This window comes from Rufibacter roseus, assembly GCF_001647285.1.
Lineage (GTDB): Bacteria > Bacteroidota > Bacteroidia > Cytophagales > Hymenobacteraceae > Nibribacter > Nibribacter roseus.
The window spans coordinates 404,711-424,844 of the sequence record NZ_LRML01000001.1 but is presented as its reverse complement, the minus strand read 5'-3'; the positions used below and the strand labels follow the sequence as shown (position 1 = coordinate 424,844).

General features: G+C 46.4%; 12 protein-coding genes and 1 riboswitch. Of the genes, 2 read left to right on the top strand and 10 right to left on the bottom strand.

Annotated features, from left to right (window positions below; translation table 11 throughout):
- The 8 genes from A8O23_RS01380 to A8O23_RS01345 all read right to left on the bottom strand — a co-directional run bounded on the left by A8O23_RS01380 (position 1) and on the right by A8O23_RS01345 (position 10,973).
- Entirely contained in the window at positions 1 to 1,401 is a 1,401-nt protein-coding gene (locus tag A8O23_RS01380) for an alkaline phosphatase (RefSeq protein ID WP_066615566.1), read from the bottom strand.
- Between the two features lie 35 nt (positions 1,402 to 1,436).
- On the bottom strand, positions 1,437 to 2,309 hold the full coding sequence (locus A8O23_RS01375) for a DUF6528 family protein (RefSeq protein WP_074988290.1): 873 nt from the start codon (positions 2,307 to 2,309) through the stop codon (positions 1,437 to 1,439).
- Positions 2,310 to 2,358: 49 nt separating this feature from the next.
- Positions 2,359 to 3,201 (bottom strand): discoidin domain-containing protein, encoded by an 843-nt coding sequence (locus tag A8O23_RS01370; protein ID WP_066615558.1) that lies wholly within the window; start codon positions 3,199 to 3,201, stop codon positions 2,359 to 2,361.
- A gap of 60 nt (positions 3,202 to 3,261) precedes the next feature.
- Positions 3,262 to 4,254, bottom strand: coding sequence for a DUF6528 family protein (locus A8O23_RS01365; protein WP_082882836.1), 993 nt, complete (start codon positions 4,252 to 4,254; stop codon positions 3,262 to 3,264).
- A gap of 57 nt (positions 4,255 to 4,311) precedes the next feature.
- Positions 4,312 to 5,862, bottom strand: coding sequence for a RagB/SusD family nutrient uptake outer membrane protein (locus A8O23_RS01360; RefSeq protein WP_066615557.1), 1,551 nt, complete (start codon positions 5,860 to 5,862; stop codon positions 4,312 to 4,314).
- A gap of 18 nt (positions 5,863 to 5,880) precedes the next feature.
- Positions 5,881 to 9,243, bottom strand: a complete 3,363-nt coding sequence (locus tag A8O23_RS01355) for a TonB-dependent receptor (protein WP_082882835.1) — start codon at positions 9,241 to 9,243, stop codon at positions 5,881 to 5,883.
- Positions 9,244 to 9,356: 113 nt separating this feature from the next.
- Positions 9,357 to 10,295, bottom strand: coding sequence for a FecR family protein (locus A8O23_RS01350; protein ID WP_066615556.1), 939 nt, complete (start codon positions 10,293 to 10,295; stop codon positions 9,357 to 9,359).
- 72 nt (positions 10,296 to 10,367) lie between these two features.
- Complete coding sequence (locus A8O23_RS01345; RefSeq protein ID WP_066615555.1) at positions 10,368 to 10,973, bottom strand: RNA polymerase sigma factor; 606 nt, start codon at positions 10,971 to 10,973, stop codon at positions 10,368 to 10,370.
- A 333-nt stretch (positions 10,974 to 11,306) separates the two neighbouring features.
- Positions 11,307 to 11,414, top strand: a riboswitch (SAM riboswitch).
- Positions 11,415 to 11,498: 84 nt separating this feature from the next.
- Between A8O23_RS01345 and metH the strand changes: the two genes are divergently transcribed.
- Positions 11,499 to 15,188 (top strand): methionine synthase, encoded by a 3,690-nt coding sequence (gene metH / locus A8O23_RS01340; protein WP_066615893.1) that lies wholly within the window; start codon positions 11,499 to 11,501, stop codon positions 15,186 to 15,188.
- A 95-nt stretch (positions 15,189 to 15,283) separates the two neighbouring features.
- Positions 15,284 to 16,237, top strand: a complete 954-nt coding sequence (gene metF / locus A8O23_RS01335) for a methylenetetrahydrofolate reductase [NAD(P)H] (protein WP_066615553.1) — start codon at positions 15,284 to 15,286, stop codon at positions 16,235 to 16,237.
- Between the two features lie 404 nt (positions 16,238 to 16,641).
- On the opposite strand, the gene A8O23_RS01330 is transcribed toward metF, so the two are convergent.
- Both A8O23_RS01330 and A8O23_RS01325 read right to left on the bottom strand, forming a co-directional pair.
- Entirely contained in the window at positions 16,642 to 17,583 is a 942-nt protein-coding gene (locus A8O23_RS01330; protein ID WP_066615551.1) for a DUF4249 domain-containing protein, read from the bottom strand.
- A 4-nt stretch (positions 17,584 to 17,587) separates the two neighbouring features.
- On the bottom strand, positions 17,588 to 19,960 hold the full coding sequence (locus tag A8O23_RS01325; RefSeq protein WP_066615549.1) for a TonB-dependent receptor: 2,373 nt from the start codon (positions 19,958 to 19,960) through the stop codon (positions 17,588 to 17,590).
- Positions 19,961 to 20,134: the final 174 nt, after the last annotated feature.

Here is a 20,134-nt window from a genome sequence, read left to right as displayed (position 1 = left end):
TCATGAGACCACACCGCAGGCCTGCAACATTATTTTATGAAGTTCAACATTCTTGACAAATGGTTTTAAAAGCTCACTACCCGGCCCAACCATGGCTAGCTCTACGTAGTCAGCAGAATGATGGATGGATCCCCACCCAACAGAAGTATAATTATACTGTATTTGTGCCAGTTGACTAAATGGTAACTTCTTGGGGTTATAGATACCGGTTTCATCAAGTGCTCTTATATGTTTTAAAAGAATCTGAGCTTCATCAGAGGTAATGGCAATACTTTGGGCAGCTTCTACCCTTTCTATTAGTTGCTTAAGGCTGGAATCTCTGCTGATGCCGGTTAGTATCCAATCATTTGTATGCTTGAATTTCTGGATCTTATCAAAGTTTTCATCTGCTTTTTCATTTGAGTATAAGCCCGGGTTAGCGTTGCCATGATCTGTAGTAATTATAACCAGAGTCTCTTTGTCCTTTTCAGCAAAGTCTAACGCAACCCCAATGGCATCGTCAAAAGCAATTTGGTCATATAACAACCCACCAATATCATTGGCATGGGCGGCCCAATCTACCTTTCCGGCCTCTACTTGTAAGACAAAGCCTTTTTTGTTGTTTTTTAAATGCTTGATAGCCTGACTGGTCATTTCGGCAAGGGTGGGCATTGTTTCCTGCAGATGCTTATCCTGCGCTCTATCCAGAGTATAGGGTAATGCATTGTCATGGAATACGCCCAAGATTGGGGTTCCGACAGAGGGAGACGTAGCCATCATCTCTTTCCGGGTCCTAACCACGCTGTAACCTTGTTGAGAATATTCTCTAAATAAATCGGCTTTGTCCTTTCTCTTGTTAGATGTAAAAAATTCTGTTCCTCCGCCCATCATAACATCAAACTTCAGCGTTAGGTACTGGCGGGCGATTCCTTCCTGGTCATCTCTGGATTTGGTGGCAATGCAAAAGCCGGCTGGTGTGGCATGGGTGATAGGAACGGTAGTGACACACCCCACTGCTTTTCCGGCCGCTTTAAATTTCTGGAGTATTGGCTTATTACTTGAGCCATCTGGATTAACGTTGATGGAACCGTTATTTACGCGTACACCTCCACCCCAGGCAGAACTAGCTGCCCCAGAATCAGTCACCAGAGAGTTTGCCGAAGCTGTATCCATTAAAGCGCGGACTGCTTTGTTCTCTTCATATAGTGAAACCCACCGGCTTTTTCTTCCCTCTTTCCGGTGAAGGAGAAGGTTGGCCATGTTTAAGGTTCCGGTGCTCATGCCGTCACTCACCAAAAAAATAATGTTCTTCGCCGTCTTGCCTGCTTTTTTGTCCATGGAATGGCCAAATCCCAAAGTTGGGAGCAAGGCTGCGCCTGCTGTAGCAAGGGTGGTATTTTTAAAGAAATCTCTTCTTTTCATCGCTTCAATCTTAATACTCAACTGCTGGATTCTAATTATTCGTAGGAAATCCACCTTGCCTTATAGACCCGCATATCAGGGAAAGCAGCACATTGGTTAGGATCCATAAAATTGACATGGTAAGTCCACCAGCTCTCCTCAGCTTTGGTATAAATCAGTTGCTTGCTTACCGGGTGCTTGCCAACACTTTTAACATTTTTCATGCCCTGCAAAGGAGAGAATTCAGTAAAGCTGGAATTCTTCAGCTCAAATTCCCAAACGGTACGGGTATCGGTTACAAGTAGCTTTTCTTCTGAGGGATCTAGTTGCAGATCATGGCCTCCGGTACTGGGCAATTTCCATGACTTATCTAATTTTAGAGAAGCACCTGTTTCCCCATTTACAAGACTATACTTCCGGAGCTCATCATAGCCGAGGGCGTATAATTTCTTCTGCTTTTTATGCCAAACCACGCCATGCCCCGAGTACAGGCTGTCTTTGTAAACGGCCTTACCAGGTTGGTCAAGTTTGAAAAGTTCTACACTGTTTCCATTTTTTGCAGTTGAACCTGCCACCGCTATAATGTTTCCGGGCAGCATTTCTATAGAATGTGCGTTGGGAACAAAACCGTAGTAAAGCACTTTTTTATCTGCCTTATTGATCAAAGCAAACCCACCGGAAGAAGAAGAGATAAGTATGATACGTCCTTTCTGGTAGGCTTTACAATCATCTATTGTCTCAAAAAATTTATGCCGGTAGTCTTCAGGAAGGTCAGTGGCGTTATGGGCATCCCAACTCCAGGAAATTGCCGGAATACTGTCTTTTGTTAGGTTATAATCTACGATCAAGACTTTGCTATCACCACAAACCAAATACTCCATTGGTTTGGTTTTCTGCGCCACCCCCTTTAGGCTTAACAAGCTTAGCATGAAGAACCATGCTAAGCTTGTTAAGCGGTTATATTTGAGATAAACCATGCTAATAAACGCCAAGCTGCTCTAGATTAATAAATTGCGCCGTAGGAAGATGCGGAGAGGTTGCCACAAACTTTATGTATCTGCCTTTGGCAGGCTGCTGAAGCTTGATGGTGTGCCATTCTCCGGGATTGGTAAGGGGTATCTCTGTGGCCACCACTTTTTCCCAATTCACATTATCATCACTCACATAAAACTCAAGCCCTTTGATTGGTCCATTATTAGATGCGCGCTGCTTTAAGGCATAACCATGCATGGTCTTTGCTTCTTTCATATCTATCACTAACCAATGAGGATATGGCGTGGCTCCTCCGGCGTAATTACTATGCCAAATGGAGGTATTATCTAACAGAACATTGCCCGGAAGATTAGCCGTTGCATTTGATGTTTTGTGCATACTGCTAAAATCTATCACTTCCCAGCCTGTCCGGTCCATTATAGATTGTGGCTGCCACAGGGTATTGATCTGCAACTCCATAGAAGCTGACTTCTGCCCTAGAATTTTAGCAATCACTGGGTCACCCGAAGGATATTTCGTATCAGCCATCTCGAGCCTGACGATATTAGGGACTTGTAAATTTTTTACTTCAATTCTTCCTTCCTCATCTGTGGTTCCAGCATAAACTAATGCAAAGTCTTCACTCCCTTTTGGCTTGGCAAATACATTCACTTTCACATCGGCCAGCACATCATGGTTTTCTTTCCCCTTGAGCATTATCTCTAAATTAGCAGACGTTTCCAGGTTATCGTCTTCCCAGATATCTGCATCATCATTGCATGACAGGGTGAATACTGCTAATGCAAAAAAGGTAAAGGCAGCTTTAATTTTCTTTTTTAAGGCTATCATTTTAGTAGATTTTATTCTGTTGAAAAATTGAAACTCTTCTTCAGGGGTTATCTGAAATTCTTAGTCACATTGCCGAATCATATGATTCTCTGGGTAACTAAAATTGTTATTAACCAACCACCGGGCTTTATAAATCTTTAGGTCGTTCTGCTGAAATACTCTTCTTCCGTGTTCATCTTTTACCTCATCTGACCAGTACTGGAGCTTTGGCTGCATTAAAAGGATAGGCCAACCTGGAGGGCCAGAAGAAATGCTTTTAATGGCCCGTTGTAAAGGGGTAGGGTGCAACGAAAAACTTGCTGCCGTAATATTGAATTTGTAGACATTGGTGGTAGTAGACATCCAAAGGGCATCTTCCCCATACACCGGGAAAAGATCATGCGGATGAGTTCCCGGGCCCGGCACGGCAATTGACGTAACTTCGGTTAAACCTGGCTGGCTGCAACTGTTGTTATAGGTATAAGCTTTAAGCGTAGAATTAGAAGTAGCCCATAATCTTTGCCGCTGCCTGTCCCATACCACATTATGCCCATCTTCAATAAACATGGTCCTTCTGTATCCTTGATCAGGATAAGTGAGCGTGTCTACTTTGAACAAGGTGAGTTTATTGCCCGTGCTGGAAGAAGTTACAATGTTCCCGTCGGGGAGCAGTTCAGCCGAATGGGGATTGCCGCCTACATTTGCGTAAAACAAGGTCTTCTTGTCTTTTATACGCACCAAGGCTACGCCACCACCAGAAGCTGTCAGCAAAATGTACTTGCCACCATACACAGGTTTAGCTTCATCTGGCAAGTTAAACCATGACAAGTGGGGTGTCAGAACATTAGACTCCGCTGCTTTCCACTCCCAGATAATGTTCTTGGAATTCAAGTCAACTATGGCAACTCTGTTTTTTAATTGCTCTGCCAGCACAATACATTTTTCACAGTCATCTACACGTATCTGCTCTACCGGAGCCTTAGGTTCTTCAGGCACTTTAGGCTGCTCTATTTCATCTTTTTCACAACTGAAGAAGACCATAGGCAAGGCAACTATAAGAAACAGCCTTCTCATCACTGTTAAGTATTTACTATTAAGGCAATGCATAAAAAACCTGCTGTTGAACATGAATTAATAATTTGGATTTTGCTCAAGGGCAGGGTTTAACTCAAGCTGGCGGTCAGTGATAGGCCACCAATAATCCCGCTGAGGATTGAATGACCGAACCAAGATCGGGTTTCCGGCATGATTGTAAATAGGCCCATTCATCACTGTCTCGGCAATTCTCCAGCGGCGGATATCAGTATAATAGAGACCTTCGCCCGCTAATTCTAAGCGACGTTCTCTTCTAATGATATTCCTCATTTCTGATTTGCTGAGCCCTGATGGTAATTGCCAAGGGTTCAGTCCAGCTCTTCTACGGACAGCATGTAAGGCATCATAAATACTTTGATCAGGCGAACCCAATGCTTCATTTTGAGCCTCGGCATACATTAATAAGACATCTGCATAGCGGAGAACCATATAATTTGTCTCAGATACTGACGGCAAATTATTGTTGGATTCCCTATCATAAATGCTGTATTTCTTTTGTGTATAACCGGTATTAACATAAGTGCTGGTACTTGTAGTTGCTCCCCTGAACATTGCCCCCGGGTAAACTATAGTCTGGTCCAGCCTAGGATCACGGTTAGCATAAGGAGTTGCAGGGTTGTAGAGAGTAGATTCTTCCTTTGTTTTTCCGTCTTTCATCCAATAGGCATCTACAAGATCCCGAAGAGGGGCTACGGTGTTGTATTGCCTCAAGACTACATCAAAACCAGTTCCATACTGGGGAGCTTTGAACTGCACATCAAATATAGATTCGCTGCTGTTTTCATTTTCTTGCAGAAATAAGGCGCGGTAGTCTGGGAATAAAGCGTAACCCGTACCCTGCAATTCCATTACTGCTTTGGCAGCGTTTGCCGCCTGAGCCCATTTGTCAGTGTTACCTCCTGTATTAACAAGTGGACTTGCCTCAAATAACAGAATTCTGGCTTTAAGGGCTAGGGCAGCACCTTTGGTAGCACGCCCTACATCTGTAGCAGAGGTATATCTGGTTGGCAACACATCTGCCGCTTCATTCAAGTCTTTCAGTATCTGCTGAACTACTTCTTCTCTGGGAGCGCGCGGTAGGTTTCCCTGGGAAATATTTGGCTCATCCAAGACCAAGGGAACAGCCCCGTAATAAGTGGTAAGCAGATTATAATACAGCGCCCGAAGAAACTTTGCCTCTGCTTTCATCCTGCTCTTCAGGTTATCATCTAAGGGAGAATTGTCTACCCTGGCTATGAACGTATTGCACCGCCCTATGCCGCCATAAGCATCATTCCATCTGGCGTTGATGATAGCGGAGTTAGTGGCTGACGTATGGGTACCCAGCGCAATAACATTGAACCCGGCAGAGTTGTCATAATTATAGGCGTTTGGGGTGGCTGTTTCTTCCCACAATACGGTGGCTGTACCCCCAAATGTGCCGGTTTTGGTCAGGCTGTTGTAGCAAGCTGTCAGTGCCCCTATGGTACCTTTCTCAGATACCCAAAAATTTTCAATTGTGTAGCGGTCTGTAGGTTCGGTATCTAGCAAATCACCACAGGAGCTTAAGGTAAACGCTACTAAAGCTGTATAGAGATATCTTTTCATTTTTTCAGTTGAAGTTGATTAAAACGTTACATTTAAACCTGTGCTAAGCGTCTTCATCATTGGATAATCATAAAGGTTATCTGCTTTGATATCTTGCTCAGGATCCCATAACTTGAAATCAGTCCAGGTTACAAGGTTCTGTCCATTGACGAATAGTGCCAACTTCTTTATCTTGATTTTAGCCAACAGTTGATCAGGCAAGGAGTAACTTAATTGAATATTCTGCAGACGCAGGTAAGAAGCATCTCTTAACCAGAAGGTAGAATTCTGGAAATTTTCGGTTGCCCCTGTAGCAGTGGTTAAAAGAGGATATCTGGCGTTAGGATTTTCCGGGGTCCAGGTATTTCCAATCCAATCGCGGGTAATACCAGCTCCATTGTTAAAAGGAAAAGCAAGATTAGCGGTAGGGTAAATGCTTATGCCACTTACTCCCTGAAAATAAGAGTTGAGACTGAATCTGTTATAATTCAAGTTTATGCCAAAGCTAAACGTATAGTCTGGCATAGATTTACCTGTGATTACCCTGTCATCTCCGTCAATCTTTCCATCACGGTTTAAATCACGATACTTGATATAACCTGGTTTAACTGCATTGCTGACGGTAGCACTGTAATCTATTTCTTCTTGGTTCTGGTAATAACCATTTGCCTGTAAGAGATAATATGAATCTATAGGATACCCTTCCTTTATGATGCGGCGGCCACTAATGATGGTCTCCCCATTCAAATCAACTACTTCGTTTTTGACATAGTTAATACTAGCCATGACGTCATAGCTAAACTTGCCAACGGTATTGCGGTGGGTTAGTGTCACTTCATACCCTGTATTATCAACTACCCCAATATTCTTTTGCGGCCCTCCCAAATTTCCTATTTGGGCAGGAATACCAACTGGTCTTAAAATACCAGATGTTCTCCTTTTGAATACATCAGCTGTCATCCCTATTTTACCGTTCCATAACATTACATCTAGTCCAGCATTGTAAGAGGTAGTGGATTCCCATGAAATATCAGGGTCATTATAATTGGTAATGGCAGCACCTGGTTGAATAGTGTTTCCGAAGGCATATTGATAGGATGAACCTGTGTTAACCGTGCTTAGGTAGCTGTACAAGGGTACAGACTGATTGCCCATCTTACCCCATGATGCCCTTAGCTTCAATAGGTTAATCTGGTGAATGTTTTGAAGGAAATTCTCCTGGTGGATGTTCCAACCGGTTGATATGGCAGGAAAATAACTCCATCTGTTAGCCGGGGCAAAGCGAGAAGAACCATCATATCTTGACGTTATTTCCAACAGGTATTTATCTCTGAAAGCATAGTTCACCCGGCCAAAGTAGGAGAGTAATCTATCTTTAGTGGATTGCCCTCTAACCACCTGATTCGTTGACCCTGCATTCAGATCAGTTAATTGGTTATCAAAGAAACCCTCCGTATAAGCGTCAAAACTCCTATTGTCAAACCCTACATAACTGGAGCCAACCATGGCTGCAAAGCTGTGATTCCCTCCAAACTGGCGGCTCCAGTTCAGGGTGTGGTATAACGTTAAGTTAAGGTGGTTTGAACTCCAGTCACGAACCCGGGGTGCTGATCCGTTAAATGCTCTTTCCTCTCCTGTCTTAGGATTGTACGTGTACATCTGGGGGATAAAATCCTTGCTGAATCTATCATGTTTATCATAACCTGCATCCACATTGTAGATTAGATCAAAAGGAAGTTTATATTCAGAAAAGACTTTCACGAGGAACCGCTGGTTTTGGCGAAAGATTGTTCCTTCCTGCACTTCCATTCTGGGGTTCTCTATGTTATTTCTTCCTGGTGTAGCCAGCCAAGTGTTTCCGTAGGTGCCATTTGCTAAAGTGTCGGTAAAGATGGGCAGCCCTCGCATGATCACACTCATGACCGTACTCGCGCCGTAGCCTGGTTCATGGAACTGACGTAAATTTCCGGTAACACTTCCTCCTACTTTTAACCTATCAGTTATCTGAGTGCTTAATTTCATATCCAGGGAGTAGCGATTGGCCTTATCATTCGCGATAAAAATGCCTTTCTGATCCATGTACCCTAAGGAAATATTATATTGGGTTTTATCCACACCGCCTCTAAAGGCAAGGTTGTGTTGCTGAATAAACCCATCCTCTAATACCAAGTCAAACCAATCTGAGGCAGGATAAACAATAGGATCTGTTCTCATCCCGTTCCGGTATTCTTCTATTTGGTCATCGCTATAGTCACCTATCAATTTTCCCTCATTAAGAACCGCCTGATTCCTCATCTGCATGTACTGGATAGGATCAGTTAAAACATCAGGTAACTTAGTGGGTCTTTGAATACCAAATGAGGTGCTATAGGTAATATTATTTTCACCTACCCTCCCCATTTTTGATTTAATCAGAATGACTCCATTGGCTGCTCTTGAGCCATAAATAGCCGCTGAAGCATCTTTAAGCACAGTAATGCTTTCTATATCATTAGGGTTTATCTCACTAATAGGGTATTCTATGCCATCTAGTAATACCAGTGGATCACTGTTATTAAGCGTACCTATGCCCCTGATCCGGATGGTAGCTCCGTCTTGTCCAGGCTGTGAGCCCGCCTGATTTACCCATAACCCTGGCACTCCGTGTAAGGCCTGGCTGGCATCAGTAATAGGCTGATTAGCCTTCGTACTCATCTCTAATGTACTTAGAGCGCCAGTTGAATGGATTTTCTTCTGCGTACCATAGCCTACAACCACCACTTCGCTTAATGCCTGATTATCTACCTGCATTTTTATGTTAATAATCTCTCCACTGGCACTGGCTACTTCCTGAGATAAATAGCCCAGATAGGAAAAAACTAAAGTTGCCGCTCCGTTAGGAATTGACAAGGTGAACCGCCCCTCTACATCAGTAGATGTCCCTCTGGTAGTGCCTTTCAGCACCACGGTTACCCCCGTAAGTGGCTCGCCATTTTCATCGGTCACTTGGCCGGTTACTCTTCTTTCCTGCTGGGCTTTTGATTGTTCTTTTGCCGGCTCCGCCAGTTTCTGCAACACAATTGTGTTACTCACCTCATGGTAGCCAATCTGGTGGGGAGATAATAGCTTATCCAGCACCTGGCTCACCGGGGAATCTTTAAACGATACAACCGGCGTATAGAGCTTCTCCAGATGAAGTGTCTCCGGGTCATAAGCGAACAAGACCCCCGTTTGTTTTTTTATTTTTCTGATAGCTGACTCCAGCGTTTCCTTTTGGAAAGAAATAGTGATGCTGCGGTGAATGCTACCGTTTTTCTGCTGCTCATGGGCATAACCCGGCGCGCCAAGCACCACTGAAAGCAACAGGGTAGTAATGAGAATTGCTGACGGCAATTTGATGACCGTTCGTAACCTTCTTTTCATATCTTTGTTAATGGGATGGTGAAACTTATCTTAGACTGATAACCTACTGCCTTGGGCAGTATAAACCTTCTCCAACCGCTGTTACTGGTACTAACAGCGGTTGCTTTTTCTTTCTAGTACAAGACTACTTTTCCATTTTCTTTTCTGTGTTTTAATTGATGAATGGCGGCAATTATGGCAAGGGCTGTCTCTCCTGATAATTCTTTATCAAGCGTAAGGGTGTATTTAAACTTTTCTATTTCCTTTCTTCCCGCTGCCAGCCTAATGTTATAGAGGCTGTAATAAGCTTGGGCCAGCTCATGAAAAGTTACTCTCTCTAAATTGACCTCAGGTGTTTGCCAGGCGGTGGCGTAGTCGGGATTGATGTAGGTTAGGGTGTGTTCGGTCGTGAGGGTATCATAATTTATCTGCTTTCCTTTGTTGAGCAGAGCCAGCGTGGCTGCAGCAGAATTTACCTGCACTTTGCCTCTGGTCACGCTCACCTGTATTTCAGGATAGCTGTCAGACCTCTTTATGTTAAAGGCAGTACCTAAAACCTTGGTTTGCAGAGGACCCGAATGCACGATAAAAGGTAGGAGCTCGTTGCGTTTTACATCAAAGTAGGCCTCTCCGCTTTCCAGCCAGATTTCACGGTTTGCTTTGCCGAACTGATTAAGAACATACTTAATCTTGGTTTGTTCGTTCAGCCAAAGAGTGGAGCTATCTGGCAGCACCACTTTTAGATGTTGCCCCTTTTCTGAAGTGATGTAACTGTAAGCTGGTGACGCGTTATCACTATAAAGCTGATAGTAAGCCCCCAGTAGCATGAGTACAAACACCGCCGCTACACTAGCTACCCGCTGCCATAGTTGTAATACTTTACCTTTTCTAACTTCTTTTAGAATTGCCGCGTGCATTACCTCCCCATCTGCAGGGGTAATGTTTTTTTCGGCGGAAGAAGGTCCTAAGGAGTCAAAGGCATTGTACCATTTCTCTACCCACTCCATTTCTTTAGGAGTAGCTGTTCCTGCCTGGTATTTCCTTAGTAACTCTTGCTGTTGTTTCAGGTCCACTGTATGTAGGGGTGTTTACCTATACATCAGCTAACCCGCCCCAGCGTACCTTAGATTTTGATTAACCTTGTGTTAAGAAAAAGCCAGACTGGAAAACATTAAAATAACATGTGCGTATAATTCCGGATTTTGATGGGCTAATCTGCTTTTGAGCAGGACACGTGCGTTGGAAAGGTAGTTTTTCACCGTCTGAACAGAAAGTGAAAGTTGCGCCGCAATTTCTTTTGGCGTAAAGCCTTTGCGGTAGCTAAGCAGGAAAACTTCCTGCATCCGGTCAGGCATCTCTTCCACTGCCTCCAGAATAAGGGTCTCTAATTCTTCCAGCGCCAAACCAGACTCCGCCAGCGACACTGTTGAAACCTCCTGCTCGGCCAATTGGGCATTGGCATATTTCAGCCGCACCTGGTCTGCCTGCAGATAGTTGATAATCCGGTAGCGTAGCGCGGTGAATAAATACTCTGCGGCTTTGGCGTCTTCAGGAATGGTGGCACGCCTGGTCCAAATCTTTACGAACAGCTCCTGGACAATATCTTTTGCATCATCCTCGCTACTCATCCTTCTTAGAGCGCTAGCGTACAGCTGTTGCCAAAAGCGCTGGTACAGTTCAGAGAATGCATCTTCATCTGAGCTCTGTATCAGCACCAACAGCATCTCATCTGTATACCCCTGAAACTTCATAAGCAAACTCAATAATCTTTGAGCACAAAGAAAAAGAACAGATATTACCCCATTGTTAACGCAAGGTTACTGTTCTACAGAGCACCACTCAATCACCTATATTTCAATAACTTGAGTTATAAAAAATAAATCAATTCGATATATTCTTAAATGTCTAGCCTACTAAACCAATGAATGTCAACTGCTTTTTTGACCACCTTATGCCTTCCTGTTTTTGACCTGCTTTTCAGAAAACACACCGAAAACATCCGCACTACCAACTCAACAATCAGCATTAAACCCTTAACAATTCCACCGTTTGCACAATCCAACTTCACCGCGTACCTTTGCAGATGCTTATCAAGAAAGACGGAGGGATTAGGCCCTGTGATGTCTTAGCAACCCAATTCAGTTGGGTGCTACTTCCTACCCGCTGCACCTATGCGCCGGGGGAGATAAGTGACGGTTATTCCTGCACGCCTACCCGCCACTTTCCTCTGACTTTCTTGAAAAGCCATTACACCAGATGGTATGGAATACAAGAAGATGACCCGCATAGAGGAAGAAGTACAGAAGAGAATTTTAGTTTTAGACGGTGCCATGGGCACCATGATTCAGCGGTATAACCTCACCGAGGCCGACTACCGTGGCGAGCGGTTCAAGGACTATCACCTGGATGTGAAGGGCAACAATGATCTGCTCTCCCTCACCCAGCCGCACATCATCAAAGAAATTCATAGCCTCTACTTTGAGGCAGGCGCCGACATAGCTGAAACCAACACCTTCAGCGGCACCTCCATTGCCATGGCCGACTACGACATGCAGGAATGGGTGTATGAAATGAACTACGAATCAGCTCGTCTTGCCCGCGAAGCCGCCGACGAATGGACCGCCAGAACGCCAGACAAGCCGCGCTTTGTGGCGGGTGCTATTGGCCCCACCAACCGTACTGCGTCCTTATCACCAGACGTGAACAACCCCGGCTACCGCGCCATTACGTATGACGAGTTGGTAGAAGCATACACAGAACAAATTCGCGGCCTGGTAGATGGCGGAGTGGACTTGCTGCTCGTGGAGACCATTTTTGATACATTGAATGCCAAGGCGGCTTTGTTCGCCATTGACCAATACAGCCAGCAAACCGGTAAGCGCCTTCCGCTCATGGTGTCTGGTACTATTACCGATGCCAGTGGCCGGACTTTATCTGGCCAGACCGTGGAAGCCTTCTTGTACTCAGTATCGCACATGCCGCTGTTGAGTGTGGGCTTTAACTGTGCCTTGGGTGCCAAACAGCTGCGCCCGCACTTGCAGAGTTTGAGCAAGGCCTCTAAGTTTCACATCAGTGCGTACCCCAATGCCGGTCTGCCAAATGCCTTTGGGGCATATGACGAGACGCCGGAGCAGATGGCGCAGCACATTCGTGACTTTCTGGAGAACAACTTTGTGAACATTGTGGGCGGTTGCTGCGGTACTACGCCGCCGCACATTAAGGCCATTGCCGAAGTAGCCAAAGAGTACCCGCCGCGTCCGTTGCCGCAGTTACCAGCCGTTCCTACGTACTCTGGTCTGGAGCCGCTGACGGTGTACGAAGGCTCTAACTTCGTGAACATTGGCGAGCGCACCAACGTGACCGGCTCCAAGAAATTCGCTCGGTTAATTTTGAACGAGCAATACGAAGAAGCACTGGCTATTGCGCGCGGACAAGTAGAGAACGGCGCCCAGATTATTGACGTGAACATGGATGAAGGCATGCTGGACAGTGAGGCCGCCATGACCACTTTCCTGAACCTGATCGCCTCAGAGCCAGACATTGCTAGGGTGCCCATCATGATTGACTCCTCAAAGTGGAGCGTGATCGAAGCAGGCCTGAAGTGCGTGCAGGGAAAAGCCATTGTGAACTCTATCTCGCTTAAAGAAGGCGAAGAGGCATTTAAAGAGCGCGCCCGCAAAGTGCGCAGCTACGGAGCCGCCGTGGTGGTAATGGCATTTGACGAGGAAGGTCAGGCCGACAACTATGAGCGCCGCATTCAAATCTGTGAGCGAGCCTATAACATTCTGACCAAAGAAGTTGGCTTCCCCGCCGAAGACATCATCTTCGATCCGAACATACTGACCGTGGCGACGGGTATGGAGGAGCACAACAACTACGCCGTTGACTTTATCAACGCCACCCGCTGGATAAAAGAAAACCTGCCAGGAGCCAAAGTAAGCGGTGGCGTGAGCAACATCTCCTTCTCGTTCCGGGGAAATGACCCTGTTCGGGAGGCCATGCACTCTGTGTTCCTGTACTACGCCATAAAGGCTGGTCTGGACATGGGTATTGTGAACGCCGGTATGCTGGAGGTCTACGAGGAAATTCCGAAAGACCTGCTGGAGCGCGTGGAAGACGTATTGCTGAACCGCCGCCCAGATGCTACAGAGCGTTTGGTGGAGTTTGCCGAGACGGTGAAAAACAAGGGCAAAGAAGTAGTGCGGGATGAAGCCTGGCGACAGGAACCGGTTCAAAAGCGGTTAACCCATGCGCTAGTGAAAGGCCTTGTGGAATACATTGACCAAGACGTGGAAGAAGCCCGCCACCTATACAGCAAGCCGCTGGAAGTGATTGAAGGTCCGCTCATGGACGGCATGAACGTGGTGGGTGACCTGTTTGGCGAAGGCAAAATGTTCTTGCCGCAGGTAGTGAAAAGCGCCCGCGTGATGAAAAAGGCCGTGGCCTATTTATTGCCTTACATTGAGGAAGAGAAACTACGCGCCGCTGCCGCCGGTGATGTTTCTACCCGCCAGACCAATGGGAAAATCCTGATGGCCACGGTGAAAGGTGACGTACACGACATCGGGAAAAATATTGTAGGTGTAGTACTGGCCTGCAACAACTACGAGGTAATTGACCTGGGCGTAATGACTCCCGCCGATAAAATTCTGGATGCAGCCCGTGAGCACAATGTGGACGTGATTGGCCTTAGCGGTTTGATTACTCCATCATTAGACGAAATGGTGCACGTAGCCCGGGAAATGGAGCGGCAGAACTTCAACATTCCGTTGCTCATTGGTGGTGCCACCACCTCCCGCGCGCACACCGCCGTGAAAGTAGCGCCGTCCTATAATGGTACCGTGGTGCACGTACTAGATGCTTCGCGCAGTGTTCCTGTAGTAGGCAATTTGCTGAGCCCTGATAACAAAGAGAAATTTGCTCAAGACATTAGGGCTGAATATGATGACATGCGCGAAGGCTACCTGAGCCGCCAGAAGGAAAAGAAATATTTACCTATAGCTGAGGCGCGTGCTAATAGGCTGCCTATTGAATGGAAATCGGAAGATGTATACACACCTGCTAAGCAAGGTGTGCAGGTGTTCCAGAATTTCCCACTGGAGGAACTGGTGCCGTACATTGATTGGACACCTTTCTTCCAAGCCTGGGAATTGCATGGTCGTTTCCCTAAACTTCTGAATGATGAAGTTATTGGAGCAGAGGCTACTAAGCTTTATAACGATGCTCAAGCCCTGCTTAAGCGAATTGTAGACGAGAAGCTGCTCACCGCTAACGGTGTGGTTGGATTGTTCCCAGCCAACAGCATAGGCTATGATGACGTGGAAATCTACACCGATGAGCAGCGCACTGAGGTGTTAACGTACTTCCGCACCCTACGCCAACAAGGCCAGAAAGGCCCAAAAGTGCCTAACCTAGCCCTAGCCGATTTTGTGGCTCCTAAGGAAACCGGTCTGGCAGATTACACCGGAGGTTTCGCGGTAACGGCGGGCATAGGCTTAGATGAACTGGTAAAACAGTTTGAAGCTGACCATGACGATTACCAAAGCATTATGGCCAAAGCTCTGGCAGACCGTTTGGCAGAAGCCTTCGCGGAAAAGCTGCACGAGATTGTTCGCAAGGAAATCTGGGCTTATGAACCGGAAGAAAGCCTCTCCAATGAAGAACTAATCAAGGAGAAATACCAGGGAATCCGTCCGGCGCCAGGGTATCCGGCCTGCCCAGACCACACTGAGAAAACTACGCTTTTCCAGCTCTTGGACGTGGAGAAAAACACTGGCATTACCTTAACTGAAAGTTTGGCCATGTACCCCACCGCAGCGGTGTCTGGTATGTATTTCGCACATAAGCAATCTAGGTACTTCGGGCTGGGAAAAATTGAGAAAGACCAGGTAACCGATTACGCCCAGCGCAAAGGCATGCCCCTGGAGGAAGTGGAGCGCTGGCTGTCACCTAATTTGAATTATTAATGATTAATGAACAATGAGTAATGATTAACACCTCCTTTTAATCATTGCTCATTTCATTTTAATCATTGTTCATTAATCATTGTTCATTAACAAAAATGAAAGTTACCGAGCACTTACAGAACGCTACTAAAACCCTTTTCTCTTTTGAGATACTTCCGCCGGTAAAAGGCACCAGCATCCAGTCTATCTACGAAGGCATTGACCCGCTAATGGAGTTCAAGCCACCGTTCATCAACGTGACCTACCACCGTGAGGAGTACGTGTTCAAAGAACGGGAGAACGGGCTGCTGGAAAAAATAACTATTAGAAAACGGCCAGGTACCGTGGGTATTTGTTCCGCTATCATGAACAAGTACCATGTAGATGCAGTGCCACATATCATCTGCGGCGGCTTCAGCAAAGAGGAAACCGAGAACGCATTGATGGACCTGAACTTTTTGGGCATTGACAACGTGCTTTTGCTGCGCGGAGATGCCGTAAAAACAGAGCCTGGCTTTCGGCCACATAAAGATGGCCACGCCCACGCTTCTGACCTGATTCAGCAGGTAGTACAGCTGAACAAAGGCATTTATTTAGATGAAGACATGGCCAACCCTGTGCCGACCGACTTCTGCATTGGCGTGGCCGGATATCCAGAGAAGCACATTGACGCGCCCAACCTGACCACTGACTTGAAACACCTGAAGCACAAAGTAGATTTGGGTGCAGAATACATCATTACACAGATGTTTTTTGACAATGAAAAATTCTGTGATTTTGTCAAAGCCTGCCGCGCAATTGGGATAAAAGTTCCTATCATACCAGGTCTGAAGCCGCTGACTACCAGAACTCAGCTGAACGTGTTGCCGCGGTACTTCAACATTGATTTGCCCGAAGATTTAGTGGCCGCCGTTGAAGCTGCTAAAACACCAGCAGATGTGAAACAAGTAGGCATTGAGTGGACTATTCAGCAGTGTAAAGAATTAGTGGAGTTTGGTGTGCCGTGCCTGCACTTCTACACCATGAGTAAATCTGAAGCAACCGCTGCGGTGGCGCGAGCTATCTTTTAGGGCTGTTTTTCCAAAAACAGCCCTAAAACAGAATACAAAAAGCCTCACTGGTGCTTATACTGGTGAGGCTTTTTAGTTGTATACCATCAGCAAAAATAACTTACACCTCCGAGGAGGTAGAGCCGTTAAATTCTCCGCTGTTTGGGATTTACAATCCGTGGCTTGTGCTGTTCAAAGGCGCAGCAACGGGGATTGCAAATCTCCTTAGTACCCTCTTCCGGATTGCAAATCCGGAAGAGCAAACTCTTATAGTGAGAACTTAACACCGCCACCTCCTCAGAGGGGCGGGGGTAGGCTCCTTCATTTGGGCTAACTTCAGAGAAGCATAAACGAAAAGACTCTGTTTTAGCTGATTTTTAAAAATCAGGCCTAAAACAGAGTCTTTTAAAAATCAGAGATGAATTCTACAGAGCAATCTTGTACTTGCTGACAGTTATGCCGCCAAAGCTTCCGTAGCCGTTTTGCAAGTTGCTATGTAAGTTGAGTGGTTCCGCAAAAGGATTGTCCTCTTCATAATTTTCGCGGGAGCGCTCATACAGAAACAAATCACGGGTAATGTGTTCTAAGGTTACTTCCATTTCTACAGGCTCCATGTTTCCTACGTACGCCTCTACTTTACCCAAGAATGAAATAGTACCGTTGTTGGCCCAGCCATCGTCGAACACTTGGTATAGCCTCACTTTCTCCACTTCCTCCCCAAATATGTCTCCGTCTTCCTCTACCTGTATAAAGTAGCCTACCTGGTTTCCGTTTTGGTCTAACAGTTTAATGTGCAAGCGGTAGTAATTCTGCTGGTTGGGCAGGTCGTTGAACTGAATGCGCAATAAACCAGACAGAACAAATTCTCCGTTGCGGGAATCTGGTGTGAAGGAAGCTGTTGAAACAGGCACCGGGACAGGCATGGTCAAAGTTCCCTGTACAGTCTCAAACCCAGGTGCACTCACCGAGAGGGTGTAGTTTTGCCCAGGTACGGGTGTAAAAGAATTAGCAGGTTTGTAGTTGCCAATCTTGGGGTCGTCGGCGTGAGGTTTGAAGACAAAGCTCTGTTGCAGATTTCCATTTCCGTCTTTGATAGTAACGGTGGCATTTTGTACGCTGCCGTTGCGCCAAAGATCATTGCCAGACAAGACACTTTGGCTACGGCCTACAAACAGGCTTTGGTCAGTTATCTCATTATGTAGGTTGTACTGAAGGGCTAGTTTAGGGGTGTGCGGTTCAATATCTATCTCAACCACGGTCTCGCAACTTTGCAGAACAGAAGCCGCCAATAGGCCACCCAGCACCAAAGATCTCAAGCTGTTTTGGGGCTGTTTTCCAGAAAGCAGGGCAAAAACACGATGTAACATAAAATTAAAACTTAAAGGTTTTGCTAACAGACGGTAGAATTGGGAACAAACTGATCTGCTTGAACTTGCCCGGTTCTCCGTCATAACCACTTTGGAGGTAGATGTAATAGGGATTCTTACGGTTGTAGGCATTATAGAAACTGATGTTGTTCACTACTTCACCCCAGCTCTTCTTTTTGGTATGGCTCAGGCTGATGTCGGCGCGGTGGTAGGCGGCCATACGGTAGCCGTTACGGGAGCCATAGTCACTGTACGTTTGGGTGCCGGTATAACCATCTGGGAATGCCTCTCCTACTACATATCTGGCCTCAGGCAGCGTGATGGAGTTACCGGTACCGTACACCCAGGTAGCAGAGAGCGACAGGTTTGGTTTTAGCTGGTGAATCACCACTACCTCAAAATCATGGCGGCGGTCATAGCGGTAAGGGAATTCTTTGCCTTGGTTCAGCTCCGCGAACTGGCGGTTAGACCAAGCCAGTGTGTAGCCAATCCAGCCGTTAGTGCGGCCTACTTTCTTGTGCAGGAAGAACTCCAGACCATAAGCATCTCCTTTACCGGTGGTTACTTTGGTGTCCCAGTTGCTGGATATTCCTATAAACGAGGCTCCTTCTTTGTACTCAATCAGGTTGTGCATGGTCTTGTAATAAGCTTCCACGCTGAACTCTACTTTATCATCGGCAATGGTGCGGGTGGCACCAATGGCTACTTGGTTCGAACGCTGCGGCTTTATTTTTTCAGTGGATGGCACCCAAAGGTCGGTGGGCAGGCCAATACCGCTGTTGGTGAGCAGGTGAATGAACTGCGTCATGTTGGCGTAAGAAGCTTTCAGGCTCAGCTTATCGGTAGCAATAAACCGCACCGAGGCTCTTGGCTCAATAGAGGAATAGAACTCGCCGTTCACGCCAAAGCCATTGGCCCTCACGCCTAAGTTTACCTTTACCCGCTCCGAAAGGCGCACATCATCTTCTATATACACCCCCACTTCCTGCGCATTTGTTTTCTTTGTGTTCACATCCAGATTATCGGCTTCGCCGTCAGAATTGCTGCGCACCTGCAACGCACCGGGTTGAAACTGATGATGCACATACTGCCCTCCAAACCGGATGTAATGGTTCAGGTTAGGGATGAAGTCGAAATCTAGTTTGGCGCTCAGGTCACGGATGTTAGAGAGGTATTTGAGTCGATAATCATAGCGGTCGCCTTGGTAGGTGCTTTCTTCCTCGCTGCTAATGTCAAACTGATACTTGGTGTAGGTGAGGTGCGTGTTCAGGAACAGGCGCTGGTTGATGATGCGGTTCCAGCGGAAGGCAGATGTCAGGTTACCCCAGCCCAATCCGGCCCTGCTGTTTTGCCGCCCAGAACCATTGTCTTCCATTTTATTGTAAAACTCATCGTAGCCCGTGTATGCGCTCAGGTACAGGCGGTCTTTGGGACTTACCTTCCAGTTCAGCTTGCCGTTAAGGTCATAGAAATAATAGCCGGCCACGCCTTCTTCTTTGTTCATGAACGGCCTGGCCAGTATGTCTATATAAGTACGGCGGCCAGAGAAGATAAAGGAAGCCACATCTTTTTTTATAGGTCCACCCACAGTCAACCTGGAAGCAATCAACCCAATAGAGCCTTCGCCGTCTACTTCGTTCATGTTGCCTTCCTTCATGCTGATGTCCAGCACACTAGACAACCTTCCACCGTAACGAGCCGGAAACCCGCCTTTTACCAATTCCACGTTGTTCAAAGCTTCGGCATTAAATACTGAGAAGAACCCGAACAAGTGCGAAGCGTTGTACACAGGCGTTCCGTCTAATAAAATCAGGTTCTGGTCTGGTCCGCCGCCGCGCACGTAAAAGCCGCTGGTTCCTTCCCCACCCGACTGCACCCCCGGCAGCAACTGCAATACTTTGAGCACGTCAACCTCCCCAAAAAGGGCTGGCACTGATTTTATTTGGGCCACGCTCATATTTATAGTGCTCATGCGGGTAGTCTCACGCACATCTTCTTCGCGGGTGTTCACAATCTCCACGGCTTCTAGCTGGGTAGAGGCAGGCGTCAACAACACATTCTGCTCCATGTCTTTGTTCAGAAAAACTGACATAGTGCTACGCTCATAGCCCACGTACGAGAATACCAACTTGAGCGAGTCTTTGGGCACAGTAATGCTGTAGAACCCATAGGCATTGGTGGCAGTACCCTGGCCAGTGATGGAATTCAGAATGGCTACCCCAATTAAATTTTCGCCGGTTTTGGCATCACGCACGTAGCCACTGAGGGTAAATTTCTGAGCATAACTTGCCATTGGTAACCACACCAAAGCAAAGCCCAGCAGGACCAGCAGACGAAGTTTTTTGCCTGTTTCGCCTTTCAGAAAGAAGAAGGACATCAATAAAGGAATTTGAAGATTGTGTATCTTAAGCGCAGGTCTGGGGAAGAACTTACAACTTAATCTTTTACAAAACAGGCAGACTGCCATTTACCCCTACGCTTGGTTGAAATAATTCTGCAGAGAGTTTTTATTGTCTGTTTAGACGAATTTGTAGTTAAACCCAAGGATCAT

Bases quoted from the DNA above. Each gene is read 5' to 3' on its own strand.
- A8O23_RS01380 (WP_066615566.1), bottom strand. From the start codon at position 1,401: ATGAAAAGAAGAGATTTCTTTAAAAATACCACCCTTGCTACAGCAGGC.
- A8O23_RS01375 (WP_074988290.1), bottom strand. From the start codon at position 2,309: ATGCTAAGCTTGTTAAGCCTAAAGGGGGTGGCGCAGAAAACCAAACCA.
- A8O23_RS01370 (WP_066615558.1), bottom strand. From the start codon at position 3,201: ATGATAGCCTTAAAAAAGAAAATTAAAGCTGCCTTTACCTTTTTTGCA.
- A8O23_RS01365 (WP_082882836.1), bottom strand. From the start codon at position 4,254: ATGAGAAGGCTGTTTCTTATAGTTGCCTTGCCTATGGTCTTCTTCAGT.
- A8O23_RS01360 (WP_066615557.1), bottom strand. From the start codon at position 5,862: ATGAAAAGATATCTCTATACAGCTTTAGTAGCGTTTACCTTAAGCTCC.
- A8O23_RS01355 (WP_082882835.1), bottom strand. From the start codon at position 9,243: ATGAAAAGAAGGTTACGAACGGTCATCAAATTGCCGTCAGCAATTCTC.
- A8O23_RS01345 (WP_066615555.1), bottom strand. From the start codon at position 10,973: ATGAAGTTTCAGGGGTATACAGATGAGATGCTGTTGGTGCTGATACAG.
- metH (WP_066615893.1), top strand. From the start codon at position 11,499: ATGACCCGCATAGAGGAAGAAGTACAGAAGAGAATTTTAGTTTTAGAC.
- metF (WP_066615553.1), top strand. From the start codon at position 15,284: ATGAAAGTTACCGAGCACTTACAGAACGCTACTAAAACCCTTTTCTCT.
- A8O23_RS01330 (WP_066615551.1), bottom strand. From the start codon at position 17,583: ATGTTACATCGTGTTTTTGCCCTGCTTTCTGGAAAACAGCCCCAAAAC.
- A8O23_RS01325 (WP_066615549.1), bottom strand. From the start codon at position 19,960: ATGTCCTTCTTCTTTCTGAAAGGCGAAACAGGCAAAAAACTTCGTCTG.